The organism is Microbacterium sp. bgisy207, assembly GCF_057706855.1.
Window position 1 is genome coordinate 55,225 of the sequence record NZ_JBYIPB010000012.1, and the last position, 15,773, is coordinate 70,997.

The window sequence follows — 15,773 nt, forward strand, 5'->3', positions numbered from 1 at the left end:
CGACCGGTCAGCGCTGCCCTGGCTTGACGTAGGGACGACCCTCGAGAGCCGCGCGGTCGATCTCCTCCTGGTCCTCGACGTAGGGGGTGCCGTGCGTGTGGAAGGTGGGGATCGTCTTCATCCCCCACGCCTGGCCCTTCTTGCGCTCGGCCTCGCTCCACTCCACGACCGGCCAGTCGGGGTCGAGGATCAGGCGCCCCTGCGCCGTCGCAAACTCGATCCGGTTCCCGCCGGGCTCCCAGACGTACAGGAAGAAGGTCTGGTTGATCGCGTGCTTGTACGGCCCGTACTCGATGTAGATGCCGTTCTCGAGGCAGATGTCGGCAGCCTTCAGGATGTCCTCGCGCGAGTCCGGGGCGATCGCGAAGTGGTGGAACCTCCCCCGCTGGCCCGTCCAGTCCGCCGAGTACACGACGTCATACGACTTCTGGTGGAACCGGAACCACCAGGCCCCGTAGCCTCCTGCGTCCAGCTTCACCCGCTCGGACTCCCGTGACATCATGACGTCGCGCCAGAACTCACCGGCAGCGTTCACGTCGCTCGCGAGGTAGTTGATGTGATCCATCCGGCGCGCGTTGATGCCGCGACCGGGGTAGGCCGACGCCTGGTTCTTCAGAGCGGGGCGGTCCTGGTCGTCGGGCACATAGTGCTCCGTGTCGAAGTACAACGCCATGAGGTGCCCATCCGGGTCCTCGAACTCGTAGGAGCGCCCGACGCCGACCTCGGGTTCTCGCCACCCGTGCCCGAGCCCCGCCTTCTCGATCGCGGCAACCCGCCGCTGCAGCGCCTCTTCACTCGTGGTGCGGTAGAGGCTCCGTCCGACGCCGTTGGTGTCGGACGCCGTGAGCTTGAGCGTGTAGAGCTGATACTCGTCCCAGCAGCGCAGATACGCAGAGTCCCCGATCCGGGCGACCTCGCGCATCGCGCAGATGTCACGGAAGAAGTGCAGACTCTCGTCGAATTTCGGCGTGAACAACTCGACCGCTCCGAGGTGGGCGAGGTCGAAGTTCTCCGTGATGGCCATGGTGCGTCCTCTCTGACGGTGGATGGTGCTGGCGGATGGGTCGTGCCTTCACCGACGGGGTCTGGGAAAGACGAACCCGTCGAAGATCTTGCGGGCGGTACGCGCGGACATGGATGTGCCATACCACTGTCCGTCTGCGCGATGCTCGACGCTCACCCTCGCGGGGAAGATCCCGCCGGGGTGCTCGATGAGGCAGGGGTCGGCATCCGGGTCCTCGGCGATGTCGGCTCCCACCGCACCGGGAAGACGGATGCCGGCCGCGACGGAGGCAGCCATGAGGACCCCGATAGACGGGTGAACCGTGGTCGGCACGAACGCACGGGTGCTGATGACTCCGCCGTGACGCGGCGGCGACAGCAAGAACATCTGGGGAACGGTCTGCGCCGCGACGTCACCGAACCCCATCAACGGCCCCGCGGCGAGTCTCAGGGACTCGACCCGGGCGGCGAGGTCTGCGCGCGCCTCGAGCTCGGCCGGAGTCTCGTGTCCCGCGACGCCGAACTCCTCGGCGCGCATCAGCACGACCGGCATCCCGTTGTCCACGAGCGTCACGGTGTGCCCGTCGATCTCGTCGGTCACCGTGCCGGTCGGAAGAAGTGGCGCTCCCGCCCCGATCTCGAGGTCCACCGCCGCTGCCCGCCCCGGCACACCGTCGATCGCCGCGTCCCCGTCGTAGTCCACCGCCCTTCCTGGCGTGCGGATGCGCGTCGTGGCGATACCGCCGGTGTTGCGCATCCGGATCCGCAGCGGCGTCCATCCGTCCTCGGCAGCGATGAGTCCGCGCTCGATCGCGAACGGCCCGACCCCGGCGAGCAGATTGCCGCACGTCTGTGCGGTGCTCACGCTCGCGTCATCGACACCGATCTGAAGGAACAGGTAGTCGACGTCGGCAGCGGCATCGGCGGAGCCAGACACGATGGCAACCTTGCTGGTCGTGGGATGACCGCCGCCCAGGCCATCGATCTGGCGAGGGTCCGGACTGCCCAGCACGCGAAGCAACAGGTCGTCCCGTTCTGCGGGATCGGTGGGGAGGTCCTCGGCGAGAAAGTATGCACCCTTGGAGGTTCCGCCCCGCATGAGCATGCACCGGATGCCGGCAGCGGTGCTCATGGCTCGGCGCCCTCACTCACAGGAGCAGTGCTCACGATTGTGCCTACAATCCTGTTGATGCGGAAATACCTCTGGACATAGGTAAATATAGACCGTACGATCTCGCTGACACCACCCGGACAAGGAAGTCGAGGAAACACTCCATGGCCAACAACCTGCAAGAGCTGCTGGACGAGAAGGGCGACACCGTCCGCATGCTGCGCGATTCGCAGCTCGGAACCTACATCTACCCGGTCGTCCCCGCCGAGTTCTCGAACTGGCGCCGCGAGCAGAAGGCATGGCGCGAGACCGCCGTGCTGTATGACCAGACCCACCACATGGTGAACTTCTTCGTGTCGGGTCCGGACGCGCTCAGGCTGCTCAGCGACACCGGCATCAACAGCTTCGCGAACTTCCCCGTCAACACCGCGAAGCAGTTCGTCCCGACCGCCTCCAACGGCGGCGTCATCGGTGACGGCATCCTGTTCCACGAGGCCGAGAACGACTACGTGTACGTCGGCCGCGCGCCCGGTGCGAACTGGCTGCAGTTCCACGCCGAGACCGGCGGCTACGACGTCGAGTTCCGCTACGACGACCGCTCCCCCTCGCGCCCCTACGGGCAGGCCGTGCATCGGGAGTACTACCGCTTCCAGATCCAGGGCCCGAACGCCTGGGCGATCATCGAGAAGCTCGCCGGCGGCCCTGTCGAGAAGGTGAAGTTCTTCCACATGGGCTACATGACCATCGCCGGGGAGCAGGTGCGCACCCTGCGTCACGGCATGGCCGGCGCCCCCGGGCTCGAGATCTGGGGTCCGTACGAGCAGCACGGCAAGATCCGTGACGCCATCCTCGAGGCCGGTCGCGAGTTCGGCATCGAGCCCTGCGGTTCGCGCGCCTACTCGTCGAACACCCTCGAGTCGGGATGGATCCCCTCGCCGCTCCCGGCGATCTACTCCAGCGAGGCCGAGCGCGCCTACCGCGAGTGGCTGCCGGCGAACAGCTACGAGGCGATCAACGCGCTCGCCGGTTCGTTCGTCTCCGAGAACATCGAGGACTACTACCTGAACCCGTGGGAGCTCGGCTACGGCTCGTTCGTGAAGTTCGACCACGACTTCATCGGCCGCGACGCGCTCGAGAAGATCGACCCCGAGGCCCAGCGCAAGAAGGTCACGCTCGCGTGGAACGACGAGGACCTCACGAAGGTGCTGGCCTCCGTCCTCGACCGTGAAGGTCCGGGCTACCAGTTCTTCGACCTGCCCAACGCGAACTACGGATCGAGCAACTACGACGCCGTCATCGACGCGGACGGCAACACCGTCGGCCTGTCCCTGTTCACGGGTGTGACCGCGAACGAGAAGCGCGGGCTCTCGCTGGCAACCGTCGACCGCGATGTTCCGATCGGCGCCGAGGTGCGCGTGGTGTGGGGCGAGCCCGACGGCGGGTCGCGCAAGACCACGGTCGAGCCCCACGAGCAGATCGCGATCCGCGCCGTCGTCAGCCCCGTGCCCTACGCGGTCACGGCGCGCCAGGAGTACCAGGGAGGCTGGCGCACGACCGGCACGCTCTGACCGGGACTGCCCGCCACGGAAACTCACGAGGGGATGGATGCTGCGGCATCCATCCCCTCGTTCTCTGTCTGGGCCGTGTCATCGGCCGAGATGTGAATGCCTTCGAATCCGCCGGGAAAGCCGCTGACTGCGGCCGAGACCGTCGCGAAGAACCACTCCAAGGCCCCGGCATGCTGTGGGGAGCGGCGCCGGTACAACTGCAGCTCGACCGGACCGAGGGCGAAGGGAAGGTCTCGGATGACCAACGGCCAGCTGCGCGACCAGCCGACGGCCAGCGTCTCGGGGATCGTCGCGATGAGCGTTGGGCTGCGCGCAAGAAGTGACGGCAGGGACGCGATGTGCTGGACACTGACGGCGGGCGGATCACTCACGCCGTGCCGAGCGTGCACTCCCGCCAGCAACCGCGCACTCGAGTCGCTTTCGACCCAGACCCGCCGTGCCGCCCGGTACGCGTCGAGACTCATCTCGTCGTGGGCGAGCGGGTTCGTCGCGGACATCACGACGCGGTACTCCTCCTGCTTGACGCGGTGGCGTTCGAACTCCCCCGCGAGCTCCGCCGGAGTGATGGCCAGATCCACCGAACCCCTCGTGAGCATCTCTTCGAGGTCTTCGCCACGCAGCGCGCTGACCGCGAGTCGGGCCCGCGGAGCGGCGGTCGCGATCGCTTCTTCGATCGCGGGCAGCCAGCCGATCTCACCGAGTTCGGAGAGGGCGATCCGAAAGGTGCGCTCCGTCGTGAGCGGATCGAACCCGGTGACGGCGGCGAGCGTCCGATCGATCGATGACACACCCTCGTGCAGTTTCGGATAGATCGCCTCGGCAAGCGGGGTGGGTCGCATCCCCTGGGCCGTTCTCTCGAACAGAGGATCGCCCAGCTCACGGCGCAGACGGGCGAGGGATTGACTGATCGCCGACTGTGTCACGAACAGCCGGCGCCCCGCCGCGGTGAGACTGCCGGCCTCGTAGATGGTTACGAACACCCGTGTGAGATTGAGGTCGGTGAGCATCACTTCTCTCGACTCTGCAGAGGATGAGGACGGGTCATGTGGGTATTAGCAGCGCTCATCCGTGAAGCCTATTAACTTCAGCTCTCCTTGGGATAGCGTCTCATCGAGGTCGGCGCAGATCGCGCCGGCCCGGGAACGAAGGAGTTCAGATGACCGAGTCGCTTGCCGCCGCGATCGCCCGATCCGGAAGCGCCGTGCAGCTTCTGCGCAACGCGCAGGCGCGGCCGACGATCTTCCCCGTCACGGCGGAGTTCAGCAACTGGAGGTCTGAACAGCTCTCCTGGCGGACCTCTGTCGCCCTGCTGGATCAGTCACATCACATGACCGACCTGTTCATCCGCGGAAAGGACGCCCTGCGACTGCTGAGCGACATCGGCGTCAACAGCTTCGCCCGTTTCGAGGTCGACAACGCGAAGCAGTTCATCGCGGTGAACGACGAGGGCTATCTCATCGGCGACGCGATCCTCTTCTACCTCGCCGAAGAAGAGTTCGACCTCGTGGGTCACCAGATGGTCATCGACTGGGTGCAATTCCACGGCGAGACCGGCGACTACGACGTGACCTTCGAGCGCGACGGCAACTCGATCGTACGGGCGGGCAACCCCACCCTCTACCGGTACGAGCTGCAGGGGCCGAGGGCGCTCGAGCTCATGGAGCGCGTCACCGGCGCCCCGGTCCCCCCGACCCGCTTCTTCCACATGGCCACCTTCACGATCGATGGCGTGCAGGTGCGCTCGCTGCGCCACGGCATGGCGGGCCAGCCCGGCTTCGAGCTGTTCGGACCCTGGGAGGACGGCGAGCGCGTGCGGGACGCGCTGCTGCGCGAGGGAGAGCCGCTCGGACTCGTGCGAGTCGGCTCCAAGGCGTACTCGTCGGCCAACCTCGAGTCCGCCTGGGTCCCTTCTCCCGTGCCCGCGATCTTCACGGGAGCGCACGCGCAGCGGTACCTGGAGTGGCTTCCCGCGACGAGTGCGGGCTCGCTGGCCGGAAGCCTCACCTCGGATCGGATCGAGGACTACTACGTCACCCCCTACGACCTCGGCTACGGCCGCAGCGTCGCGTTCGATCATGACTTCCTCGGCCGGGAGGCTCTCGAACGCCTCTCGCAGCAGCCCAGCCGGGTCAAGGTGACGCTCATCTGGAACCCTGACGATGTCGCAGCGGCGCAGCGGTCGATGCTCGAGCCGGGGCTGCCGGCGAAGTACATCGACTTCCCGAAGGCGCGTTACGGCCTGTATCAGGTCGACCGGGTCCTCCGTGACGGGACCGATGTGGGGATCTCGCACGACGCCGGCTACATCACCAACGAGCACGTGTTCGCCTCCCTCGCGAGCCTCGCCCCGGATGCCGCGACGCCGGGCACCGAGGTGTTCGTGGTGTGGGGCGAGGAGCCGAACTCCGCCAAGCCCGCCGTCGAGCCGCATCGGCAGATCCAGATCCGCGCGACCGTGGCGCCGGCACCGTACTCCTCGTACGCGCGCGAGAGCTACCGGCGCGACGCGTAAGAGGCTCCTCCCCTACGCGGTGGCCGTGCCGGGACGGCGCGCGCGAGCGTCGGAGTCACGCGACTCGACGCGCCGCCCCGGCTCCGGGTGCGTTTCGAAGTACGCCAGCGAACGCAAGGATGTCGACACCAACGGATCGATGCCGTGCGGCTCGTTGCGCCCCGTCGCACCCGCGTCGGGAAGATATGCGTCTCGGAGCGCTTCCGTGATCTGCCGTGACGCCACCGCCAGCACCTCGACGATCCCCTGGATCGGTGCGCCGTCGTTGGGCACGACGACGCCGAGAGCGGCGTAGACCACGCCGTGCGGCCCGACGACGGGCACCGCGATCCCGCGGGACTCCTCATGGATGAACCCCTCGGTGCAGGCGTATCCGTCCACTCTGACCCGCCGCAGGAGCGCGCGAAGAACGCCGGCGCCGCGCGGAGTGTGTGCGGTGTACTCCGGCCAGCCCGCAGCGACGACCTCATCGACCAGACGGGGCTCCGCGTGCGCGAGCAGAACGAGACCGCTCGAGCTGACCGGCAACGGGATCCGTCCGCCGATCAGCGTCGCGTTGACGACGGCGTCACGCGTCGACATCCGCTCGACGAACAGCACATCACGGCCGGCGAGAACACCCAGCTGCGTATGCTGGCGCACGCGCGAGTGCACGGCGGCAAGCCACGGACGAGCGAGTTCGCGCAGCCCGATCGCTCCGGGCGTGCGCGATGCGAACTCCCAAAGTCGTACGCCCAACCGATACGACCTGTCGGGAAGGCGCTCGAGGAGGCCTTCGCGCTCGAGTTCGCCGACGAGGCGGTGCGCTGTCGACATCGACAGGTCCGCCGCGTCGGCGATCTCGGTGAGCGTGAGAAAGGGCCGGCGTGCCTCGAAAGCGTCGAGAATCCTCAAGTGCTTGTGCAGCACAGACTCGCCGGCTGATCCTCGCGCCATGGCATCCTCCTCGATGACGCCATGATGCTACCGGCCCGGCTCCTTACTCGTCGGCGCGATAGACCGTTCGAGCGAACTCGTGATAGGGCGCCGGGGCGACAGTGGCGCGGATGCGTACCTGCCGGTGCTGCGCGTCGACGCTGTGCTTGTGCGAGATGGGGTCCTCGCCCCAGACGACCTCGACGATCTCGCCGTCCGCGATGTCGACATCCAGAGTCGCCAGCGACATGTAGAGCTGGTCGAAGGCGATGTACCCGGCGTCGGTCGAGATGCCGACCCGACGACCGTCACGGAGAACCTCGTCCATCTGGTAGAAGCCGTATCGCGCCTTCGGGAAGTCGAGGAACTTGGCCGGGATGCCGGGCTCCATCTGGGAGCGCACCACGTCGGCGACGTCACTCGCGTTCCACAGCAGGGTGACCTTGCGTCGCTTCGGATTCTCGGCGATCTTCTCGAGCGCCTCACGACCGTGGAAGTCGTGATCGAACCGCACGGATCGGCCGAGGCCGAGGTCGTAGGGCGTCATGTAGTAGTCGTGGATGTCGTCGCTGTAGAGCGATCCGCCGATCGACCCGGCACGGTCGGCGGGCAACCACTCGCGGTACTCGGCGAAGTCGTCGTCGAAGATCGCGGGGAAGGGAGTCGGCACCCATCCCGATTCGAGCGGCGTCGCCGAGTACGCCTTTGCGCCTACGCGACGGATGCCGTGCTCTGCCCCGGCCGCCATGAGGGCATCCAGCACAATCTCGTTGTCTTCCCACGGACCGTAGAACTCGAAACCGGGCTGCCCCGCCATGCCGTGGCGCAGCGCCTTGACAGGGCGACCGGCGATCTCGACATCCCCGATGTGGAAGAACTTGATGTCGGGAGCGGGCCCGCCGAAGACCTTCTCCATCACGATGTCGGCCTTCGGTCCCTGCAATTCGTAGCGGTAGAACGTCGGCGGCCCCTGTCGCATGTGCGAGTTGGCCTCGAGGCGGTCGTGCACGTCCTTGCCTGCGGCTTTGGCCTTCTCGACGTTGAACCGCACCCAGTCGATGAGGAGGTGGTGCCCGATGAGCACGAGACCTTCCGGTGCGTCGGCGTTATAGAACAGGATGCCGTCCCCGATGAGGTAGCCATCCTTGTTGACCGAGATCAGCTGCTTGGCCACGCCCGGTCGGAACGTGGCGAACGTGTTGGGTGAGATGCTGGACAGCAACGGGATGAGGTCAGCGCCGCCCAGGAACAGCTGTGTCATGTGGTGGGACTGGTCCATGAGGGCGACCGTGCTGTTCCAGGCGCGCTGCTCGTCGCGCCAGTTCGTGAACTCGGGCGCGACGGGGAACGTGAAGGCGGGCCAGTTCTGGTTGCGCAAGAGCGAAACGGGGCTTCCGGCGCGGGCGATCGCCGCGGCGAGGGACTCGGATGTCATCGTCGACCTTTCCTATCGATGTGGCGCCATGCTAGGTCGGCGCGTTCGCCGCGCCGCCATGAGCTTCCATTGAACGGAATCGGATGAGCTGCCATCCGAAGCCGGCGCGATGATGATCACGAGCGGACGCTCCGATCGAGCACAGGTCACAGAGTCGTTGACCAGGCATGGGGTTGACCAGGCCTCGTCGTTGACAAGGCCCGAGGCGGGTCGTAGCGTCCGAGACAGGTCGTGGCACCGGTGCCACGGGGAAGGATGGGCGATGGCCGCTCGACTGACTCTCCGCGACCTGAACCTCCATTTCGGAGGGATCAGTGTTCTCGAGAACGTCAGCTTCGACGTCGAGCCCGGCCGGATTTTCGGCCTCGTGGGCCCCAACGGCGCGGGCAAGACGTCCCTGTTCAATTGCATCAGTGGTCACTACCGGCCCAGCTCAGGCTCGATCACGATCGACGACGAGGAGGTCCTCGGATCGTCGCCCGCGACGCTCGCGCGCCATGGACTGGCGCGCACCTTCCAGCATCCGGCGCTCCAACTGGGATCGACGGTCCTCGACAACGTCATGCTCGGCGCCCACACTCGTCTCCCGGGAGGACCGATCGCCTGGTCGCTTCGGCTGCCGATGACCGGCCGCGCCGAGCGAGCGATGCGTGCCGAGGCTCGGACCCTCCTCGAGAAGGTGGGACTGGACTGGGCAGCCGACATGCACGCTGACGAGCTGTCGCACGGGCTCCACAAGGGAATCGAGCTGGCCCGTGCCCTCATGTCGCGGCCGCGGCTCCTGCTGCTGGACGAGCCGGCAGCGGGTCTTCCGCACTCTGAGGTTCAGAACCTCATCGAGACCATCCGGACGATTCGCGCCGAAGCAGACATCACGATCGTCGTCGTCGAGCACCACATGGGACTCATCGCCGCACTCACCGATCGGGTCGTCGTCCTCGATCACGGCAAGAAGCTCGTCGAAGGAACGGCGGCCGAGGCGCAATCCGACCCGCGCGTTATCGAGGCCTACATCGGCAAGGAGGCTGACGATGACGCTGCTTGAGCTCGAGGACGTGACCGCGTCCTACGGGCCCGTCCAGGTGCTCGAGGGCGTGTCGCTGAGCGTGCCGGAGGGCGGGGCTGTCGGCATCCTCGGCGCGAACGGCGCCGGAAAGACCACCACGCTGCGCGCCATCACCGGTGTCGTACGAACCGGTGGCCGCATCACCTTCGACGGCAAGGACATCCGCGGCAAACGGCCGGATCAGGTTGCGGCGCTCGGGATCGCGCACGTACCGGAGGGGCGGGGAACCCTCTCAGATCTCACGGTTCGCGAGAACCTGCGCGTGGGCGCCTACCTCCGGAAGGACCGGAAGGGCATCGAGGAGGACATCGAGTACCTGCTCGACCTGTTCCCGAACCTCAAAGCGAGAATCCGCTCGCACGGCGCGGCGCTCTCGGGCGGCGAGCAACAGATGCTCGCCGTCGCTCGGGCCGTCATGGCCAAACCGCGGCTCATCCTCCTCGACGAGGCCTCCCTGGGACTGGCGCCGAGCACGGCGAAGAACGTCTACGAGGCGATCTCGCGTCTGCGCTCCGAGTCGGGGATTGCGATGGTCGTCGTCGAGCAGAACGCCAATCTCGCCTTCACTGTGGTCGATTCTGCGACGGTCCTCGAGACCGGCCGCAACGCACTGACCGGCACCACGTCCGAGCTCAAGGGCATGGACGAGATCCGACGCGCTTACCTGGGAGGCTGACGGATGGGAACCTTCGTCCAACTGGTCGTCGACGGTCTCTCGACCGGATCGATCTACGCGGCGCTCGCACTGGCGATCGTCCTGGTGAACCAGGCGACCGGACTGATCAACTTCGCCCAAGGCGGGATGGCGGTGCTCGCGGCCTACGTGGCGTACACCCTGACGCAGGTCGGGCTCCCCCTGATCCTCGCGATCCTGATCTCGGTGCTGTTCGCGTTCCTCTTCGGCGCGATCGTCGAGCGGTTCCTGATGCGCCGGTTCGAAGGCGGCGATCCCGACACCGCCGTGGTCGTGACGATCGGCCTGTTGACACTCGTCACAGGCTTCGTCGGCTGGATCTGGTCGTACAACAACCTGCTGTTTCCGTCCCTGTTCCCGCTGGAGACGGTCACCCTTCTCGGAGCCGTGATCAGCGTCCGCTCGCTGGGAACGATCTTCGTCATCCTTGCGATCATGGGACTGCTCCAGCTGCTGTTCGTGGGCACGAAGCTCGGGCTCGCGCTCCGGGCAGTCGCGGTGAACCCGCAATCGGCGGCATTCTCGGGAATACCCGTCGGCCGGATGCTCATGGTCGGCTGGGGCCTGGCTGCGGCGCTCGGCGCCGTCGCCGGCGCGCTCGTCGCACCGCAACTGACCCTCACTCCCGGAATGATGGACTCTGCCCTCGTCTACGCGCTGGCGGCGGTGATCCTCGGCGGGCTGTCCAGCCCGATCGGAGTCGTCATCGCGGCGTGGCTCATCGGTGTGCTGGAGAACCTCGCGGCGGTGTACGTGCCCTTCATCGGCCACGACATGAAGATCGCGGTGCCGTTCATTCTGATCTTCGTGGTGCTGCTCGTGCGACCGCAGGGGCTGTTCGGACGCAAGACGGTGGTGCGCGTGTGATGATCTCGACAACCGACTTCTCGACGACTCCCCGACGCGCCCGCCGCCCGTGGGTGCGGTGGGTCGTGATCGCCGTCATCGCCGCCATTCTGATCGTGGGGCCCCTCGTCCTGCCCGAGTTCGCGAACCAGACGGCTGCCCGCATCGGCGTATTCGCGGTCGCTGTGCTCGGACTCAACGTCGTCATGGGCTACGCCGGTCAGGTCTCGCTCGGTCAGATCTTCTTCGTGGGGCTGGGGGCCTACGTCACGGCGTACGGGGTGACGCAGGACTGGAACATCCTTCTCGTGTTCGCGCTCGCGTGCATCCTCCCCGGCGTCGTCGGACTGATCGTCGCCCTCGCGGCGAGCAGACTCGGCGGTCTCGCGATCGCCATGGTGACGATCGCTCTCCCGATCGTCGGGGTGCCCCTGGCCAAGCGCCTCTCGGAGTTCACGGGCGGGTCTCAGGGAATCTCGGCACGGTTCTCATCCGCCCCGGAGTGGACCGGTCTCTACAACGATCAGTGGCAGCTGTACATCGTCATCCTGATCACCGTCATCGTGTACCTGCTGACCCGCAACCTGGTACACGGGAAGTTCGGCCGGGCTCTCGCGATCGTGAAGTCGAACGAGGCCGTCGCGGCATCCATGGGGGTCTCCCCCTACTGGTACAAGGTGCTCGCCTTCACGATCGCGTCGATCATCGGCGGTGTCGCCGGGTTCATGTACATGGTGGTCGTCCAGTACACCTCCCCCGAGACCCTGAGCTTCGGCCACTCGATCTCGCTGCTGGCAGCGATGGTGATCGGCGGCGCGGGGAGCATCGTGGGCTCTCTGCTCGGCGGCGCCTACTACGTTCTCGTGCCGCAGTGGACCAACATCATCAACCCGGGCATGACGGCCTTCCTGCAGGGTGTCATCCTCCTCGCGGTCCTGTTCCTCCTGCCGGGCGGACTGGCCTCCCTCCCGCGTGCGCTCCGACGGCTGGCTCGCCGTGAAGCCGGACCCGCCGGGCGCCGCGGCGGATCCGCCAAACCCCCGGCATCGACTTCTCCCTCCCACACCACACCAGAAGAAAAGAGGCACAACACATGAGCACTCTTCGCACCAGAACACGGGCAGTCTCCGTGGTTGCGGGCATCGGCATCGTCGCCCTGCTCGCCGCCGGATGCTCCCGAGGCGGGGACTCCGGCGGCGGTGACAGCACAGACGGCGCCGTCGCGAACAGTCCGGGCATCACCGATACCACCATCGCGCTCGGGGTCTCGACACCGCTGTCGGGCGCGACCGCGGGGCCAGGCACGTGCACGGTTGCCGGCCTCGCCGCCTACATGGGCGCCCGAAACGCCGAGGGCGGCATCGAGTTCGGAGACGGCAAGACGCGCACTGTCGAGGTCAAGTCCTACGACGACGCGTATGACCCCCAGAAGGCGCTCGCCAACTTCCAGCAGATGGTCGCCGACGACGTGTTCGCCGCTACCTCGGGCCTCGGCACGCCGACCAACCGCGCGTGGCGGGAGGCGGCGATCGACGAGGAGTTCCCGCAGGTCCTGATCATGACCGGCGACCCGTTGTTCTCCGACCCCGAGGAGAGCCCCTGGCAGCTCGGCTTCGTGCCGATCTACCAGAACGAGGGCGCCGCATTCGGGGAGCTGCTCGCCGAGTCGGGCGACCACAAGGTCGCGATCCTGTATCAGAACGACGATTACGGCCAGGGCTACGTCGAGGGCTTCAAGGAAGCCGTCGAGGGCGCGAGCAACATCGAGATCGTCAAAGAGCTCAGCTACGAGGCCACCGACACATCGGTCGACGCTCAGTTGACCGAGTTGGCGGCCAGCGGCGCAGACGTCTTCTTCAACGCGATGTCGATCACCCCGCTCGTGATCTCGTCGCTGCAGAAGGCTCAGGAACTCGGCTGGCTTCCGAGCTGGTTCCTGCCGTCGAACACATCGAGCCCGACCGCGATTCTCGGGCCGGGCAACGCAGCAGCCTTCCCCGGGGTCTACTCGGTGTCGTTCTCCAAGGCTCCGGCAAGCCCGGCCTTTGCGGAGGATGAGGATGTCGTGACGTTCCTGTCCGACCTGAAGGAATACGGCGACTACGCAGACCCGCCGGCGTTCCCCCACTGCATGTGGAGCTACATGATCGGCGCCACGCTCGAGCAGGTCTTCCAGAACATGACCGAGCCGACGCGCGACGACTTCATGCTGCACCTGCGAGAGGTCACGGACTTCGAGGCGCCGCTCATGCTTCCCGGGACCGCGGTGACCACCACGATCCCCGGCGAGCCGGCCGTATCGAGCGTGATCGTCCAGAAGTACAACGGCACCGGATACAGCGACGCCGACATGATCGGCTGACACCGGCCAGCTGGCGAGGGGCGGTCCGGGGTTTCCCGGGCCGCCCCTCGTCTGCTCCGTGCCTCGCGCGGCATCCTCCGGCGCGAGGCGCCCCGCACCGGAGGTCGCAGCGTGTGGTCACGTGACGGGAGTACGGTCATAGGAGCCCCTCCCGCCGAAACGAGGTCTGCATGTCGCGCGCTGATACGCGTCCCGCCCGCCGTGGTCGTCGCACCCCCGAGGAAGGTCCGCGCGCGACGTTCCGTCAGCTGATCCCGTTCCTGCTCGAGCACCGGAACGTGCTGATCGTGGTCGCCGTCCTGAGCGTCCTGGGCGCCGTCGCAACGCTCGCTCAGCCGTTGCTCGTCGGCCAGGTGATCGCCCGCGTCGAGGCGAACGACGGGCTCGGTCTGCTCGTGTGGGGCATCGTCGCGCTCGTCGTCGCCGCCTCTCTCATCTCCGGATTCCAGCACTACCTGCTGCAGCGAACCGGGACCGCCGTCGTCTACTCGAGCAGGCGACAACTCGTCGCCCGCATTCTGCACCTGCCCATCCGGGAGTTCGACGCCCGCCGCACAGGCGATCTGGTCTCGCGCGTCGGCACCGACACGACGCTCCTGTACGCCGTCCTGACGCAGGGGCTCGCGGATGCGGTGGGCAACTCCCTCATCTTCGTCGGCGCCCTCGTCGCGATGGCCCTGATCGACCCTCTCCTGCTTGCCGCCATCGTCGTGGTCATCGGTGTGTCCATCGCCGGGGTCGTGGTGCTCAGCGGCCGCATCCGTCGCGCGACCGGAGAGCAGCAGGAGAAGGTCGGCGAGCTGGCCTCCTCGGTGGAACGGGCCGTCAGTTCGATTCGGACGGTGCGAGCCGCCGGTGCCACCGAGCGCGAGGTCGCGGACATCACGGGCGTCGCAACGGACGCGTACCGCGTCGGCGTTCGGATCGCGAAGGTCTCCGCACTCGTCGTGCCGGTCGCGGGGATCGCCCTGCAGGTGTCGCTGCTGGTCGTCCTCGGCGTCGGTGGATACCGAGTCGCCTCCGGTGCGATCGACATCGCGAACCTCGTCACCTTCATCCTCTTCCTATTTCTTCTCGTCGGCCCCCTCGGCAGCTTCTTCGGGGCCATCACCTCGGTGAACCAGGCTCTCGGCGCCCTGGGACGCATCCAGGAGGTCCTCGACCTGCCGACCGAGGACGCCGATGACGCTCGGATCGCGGCATCCGTGTCCGCCGTGGCACCCGCCGTTCATATGTCACAACACGCCGCGGGCGCTGGCCCCGATGCGCAGCGTGCGCCAATCGAATCACCCGAGATCGCGATCGAGTTCCGCGACGTGTGGTTCCGGTACCCGGAGGCCGTCGTCGCGGCCCGGCGCCGTGCGGAGACCGAGGCCCGCGCGGTGCTCGAGAGCGCGCACGTCGATACCTCGGCTCTGACACTGCCGACGGCGGACTCGGGAACCACCGACACTCCGGCGGATGCGGCATCCGAGGCTGCTGCCGGAGGTGACCCGTCCATCGCCGCCGGAGACGTCCTGCGCGGCGTCTCCTTCCAGGTGCCGCGCGGCGCGCGCGTCGCGATCGTCGGCCCCTCCGGCGCCGGCAAGAGCACGACACTTGCGCTCATCGAACGGTTCTACGACCCGACCGACGGGGCGATCCTGCTCGGCGGGGTGGACATCCGCACGCTGCCCCGTGAGCGGCTGCGGGCACAGTTGGGCTACGTCGAGCAGGACGCGCCCACCCTCGCGGGGACGATCGCCCAGAACCTCCGGCTCGCCTCGCCCGACGCGACGGATGCCGATTGCGAGCGCGTCCTCGACGCGGTGAACCTGACCGAGGTGCTCGAGCGCAGTCCCCTCCGCCTGGAAGCGCCCGTCGGCGAGAACGGCGTCATGCTCTCGGGGGGCGAGCGCCAGCGCCTCGCGATCGCACGTGCGCTGCTTGCCGCACCGCCGATCCTGCTCCTGGATGAATCGACGTCATCGCTGGACGGCTTGAATGAGCAGCGGATGCGTGACGCGATCGATGCGGTGGCCGCGGAGCGCACGCTCATCGTGATCGCTCACCGACTGTCGACAGTCGTCGACAGCGACCTGATCGTCGTCATGCAGAACGGTGAGGTCATCGGTCAGGGCACGCACGGCGAACTGGTCGAGTCCACGCCCCTCTACCGCGACCTCGCGCGCCACCAGCTCCTGGTCTGACCCACCCCGCCGAACCAACAACAATCTCGACGAACCCACCCCTTCCTGCGGCCGAAACCTGTGGGCTGGGGCA

At 67.2% G+C, this 15,773-nt stretch carries 13 protein-coding genes; 8 read left to right on the top strand and 5 right to left on the bottom strand.

Features of this window, described 5'->3' with window-relative positions; all coding sequences use genetic code 11:
* Positions 1-7 precede the first annotated feature (7 nt).
* Both AC3ENO_RS12060 and AC3ENO_RS12065 read right to left on the bottom strand, forming a co-directional pair.
* Positions 8-1,024 (bottom strand): VOC family protein, encoded by a 1,017-nt coding sequence (locus AC3ENO_RS12060; protein ID WP_434970861.1) that lies wholly within the window; start codon positions 1,022-1,024, stop codon positions 8-10.
* Between the two features lie 48 nt (positions 1,025-1,072).
* Positions 1,073-2,134, bottom strand: coding sequence for a 4-oxalomesaconate tautomerase (locus AC3ENO_RS12065; RefSeq protein WP_434970862.1), 1,062 nt, complete (start codon positions 2,132-2,134; stop codon positions 1,073-1,075).
* A 143-nt stretch (positions 2,135-2,277) separates the two neighbouring features.
* Here AC3ENO_RS12065 and ligM point away from each other — a divergent pair, with 143 nt between their 5' ends.
* Positions 2,278-3,681: a vanillate/3-O-methylgallate O-demethylase gene (gene ligM / locus AC3ENO_RS12070; protein ID WP_434970863.1), complete on the top strand. Its 1,404-nt coding sequence runs from the start codon at positions 2,278-2,280 to the stop codon at positions 3,679-3,681.
* Between the two features lie 23 nt (positions 3,682-3,704).
* Here ligM and AC3ENO_RS12075 read toward each other — a convergent pair whose 3' ends face one another.
* On the bottom strand, positions 3,705-4,688 hold the full coding sequence (locus AC3ENO_RS12075; RefSeq protein WP_434970864.1) for a LysR family transcriptional regulator: 984 nt from the start codon (positions 4,686-4,688) through the stop codon (positions 3,705-3,707).
* Positions 4,689-4,837: 149 nt separating this feature from the next.
* Between AC3ENO_RS12075 and AC3ENO_RS12080 the strand changes: the two genes are divergently transcribed.
* Positions 4,838-6,193: an aminomethyl transferase family protein gene (locus AC3ENO_RS12080; protein WP_434970865.1), complete on the top strand. Its 1,356-nt coding sequence runs from the start codon at positions 4,838-4,840 to the stop codon at positions 6,191-6,193.
* A gap of 12 nt (positions 6,194-6,205) precedes the next feature.
* Here AC3ENO_RS12080 and AC3ENO_RS12085 read toward each other — a convergent pair whose 3' ends face one another.
* The gene (locus AC3ENO_RS12085) at positions 6,206-7,129 is read right to left on the bottom strand and encodes an IclR family transcriptional regulator (protein WP_434970866.1); all 924 of its coding nucleotides are present in this window, start codon (positions 7,127-7,129) and stop codon (positions 6,206-6,208) included.
* Positions 7,130-7,172: 43 nt separating this feature from the next.
* On the bottom strand, positions 7,173-8,543 hold the full coding sequence (locus AC3ENO_RS12090; RefSeq protein ID WP_434970867.1) for an aminomethyl transferase family protein: 1,371 nt from the start codon (positions 8,541-8,543) through the stop codon (positions 7,173-7,175).
* A 262-nt stretch (positions 8,544-8,805) separates the two neighbouring features.
* On the opposite strand from AC3ENO_RS12090, the gene AC3ENO_RS12095 reads away from it, so the two are divergent.
* The 6 genes from AC3ENO_RS12095 to AC3ENO_RS12120 all read left to right on the top strand — a co-directional run bounded on the left by AC3ENO_RS12095 (position 8,806) and on the right by AC3ENO_RS12120 (position 15,700).
* On the top strand, positions 8,806-9,588 hold the full coding sequence (locus AC3ENO_RS12095) for an ABC transporter ATP-binding protein (RefSeq protein WP_434970868.1): 783 nt from the start codon (positions 8,806-8,808) through the stop codon (positions 9,586-9,588).
* Positions 9,575-10,285 (top strand): ABC transporter ATP-binding protein, encoded by a 711-nt coding sequence (locus AC3ENO_RS12100; protein ID WP_434970869.1) that lies wholly within the window; start codon positions 9,575-9,577, stop codon positions 10,283-10,285. Before AC3ENO_RS12095 ends, AC3ENO_RS12100 begins: the two co-directional genes overlap by 14 nt.
* A 3-nt stretch (positions 10,286-10,288) precedes the next feature.
* Complete coding sequence (locus AC3ENO_RS12105) at positions 10,289-11,170, top strand: branched-chain amino acid ABC transporter permease (protein ID WP_434970870.1); 882 nt, start codon at positions 10,289-10,291, stop codon at positions 11,168-11,170.
* Positions 11,170-12,246 (top strand): branched-chain amino acid ABC transporter permease, encoded by a 1,077-nt coding sequence (locus tag AC3ENO_RS12110; protein ID WP_434970871.1) that lies wholly within the window; start codon positions 11,170-11,172, stop codon positions 12,244-12,246. Before AC3ENO_RS12105 ends, AC3ENO_RS12110 begins: the two co-directional genes overlap by 1 nt.
* Complete coding sequence (locus tag AC3ENO_RS12115; protein ID WP_434970872.1) at positions 12,243-13,511, top strand: ABC transporter substrate-binding protein; 1,269 nt, start codon at positions 12,243-12,245, stop codon at positions 13,509-13,511. The genes AC3ENO_RS12110 and AC3ENO_RS12115 overlap by 4 nt, the downstream gene beginning before the upstream one ends.
* A 170-nt stretch (positions 13,512-13,681) precedes the next feature.
* On the top strand, positions 13,682-15,700 hold the full coding sequence (locus tag AC3ENO_RS12120; RefSeq protein WP_434970873.1) for an ABC transporter ATP-binding protein: 2,019 nt from the start codon (positions 13,682-13,684) through the stop codon (positions 15,698-15,700).
* Positions 15,701-15,773: the final 73 nt, after the last annotated feature.

Coding starts and splice junctions, on each gene's coding strand:
- AC3ENO_RS12060 (WP_434970861.1), bottom strand. CDS start 1,024: ATGGCCATCACGGAGAACTTCGACCTCGCCCACCTCGGAGCGGTCGAG.
- AC3ENO_RS12065 (WP_434970862.1), bottom strand. CDS start 2,134: ATGAGCACCGCTGCCGGCATCCGGTGCATGCTCATGCGGGGCGGAACC.
- ligM (WP_434970863.1), top strand. CDS start 2,278: ATGGCCAACAACCTGCAAGAGCTGCTGGACGAGAAGGGCGACACCGTC.
- AC3ENO_RS12075 (WP_434970864.1), bottom strand. CDS start 4,688: ATGCTCACCGACCTCAATCTCACACGGGTGTTCGTAACCATCTACGAG.
- AC3ENO_RS12080 (WP_434970865.1), top strand. CDS start 4,838: ATGACCGAGTCGCTTGCCGCCGCGATCGCCCGATCCGGAAGCGCCGTG.
- AC3ENO_RS12085 (WP_434970866.1), bottom strand. CDS start 7,129: ATGGCGCGAGGATCAGCCGGCGAGTCTGTGCTGCACAAGCACTTGAGG.
- AC3ENO_RS12090 (WP_434970867.1), bottom strand. CDS start 8,543: ATGACATCCGAGTCCCTCGCCGCGGCGATCGCCCGCGCCGGAAGCCCC.
- AC3ENO_RS12095 (WP_434970868.1), top strand. CDS start 8,806: ATGGCCGCTCGACTGACTCTCCGCGACCTGAACCTCCATTTCGGAGGG.
- AC3ENO_RS12100 (WP_434970869.1), top strand. CDS start 9,575: ATGACGCTGCTTGAGCTCGAGGACGTGACCGCGTCCTACGGGCCCGTC.
- AC3ENO_RS12105 (WP_434970870.1), top strand. CDS start 10,289: ATGGGAACCTTCGTCCAACTGGTCGTCGACGGTCTCTCGACCGGATCG.
- AC3ENO_RS12110 (WP_434970871.1), top strand. CDS start 11,170: ATGATCTCGACAACCGACTTCTCGACGACTCCCCGACGCGCCCGCCGC.
- AC3ENO_RS12115 (WP_434970872.1), top strand. CDS start 12,243: ATGAGCACTCTTCGCACCAGAACACGGGCAGTCTCCGTGGTTGCGGGC.
- AC3ENO_RS12120 (WP_434970873.1), top strand. CDS start 13,682: ATGTCGCGCGCTGATACGCGTCCCGCCCGCCGTGGTCGTCGCACCCCC.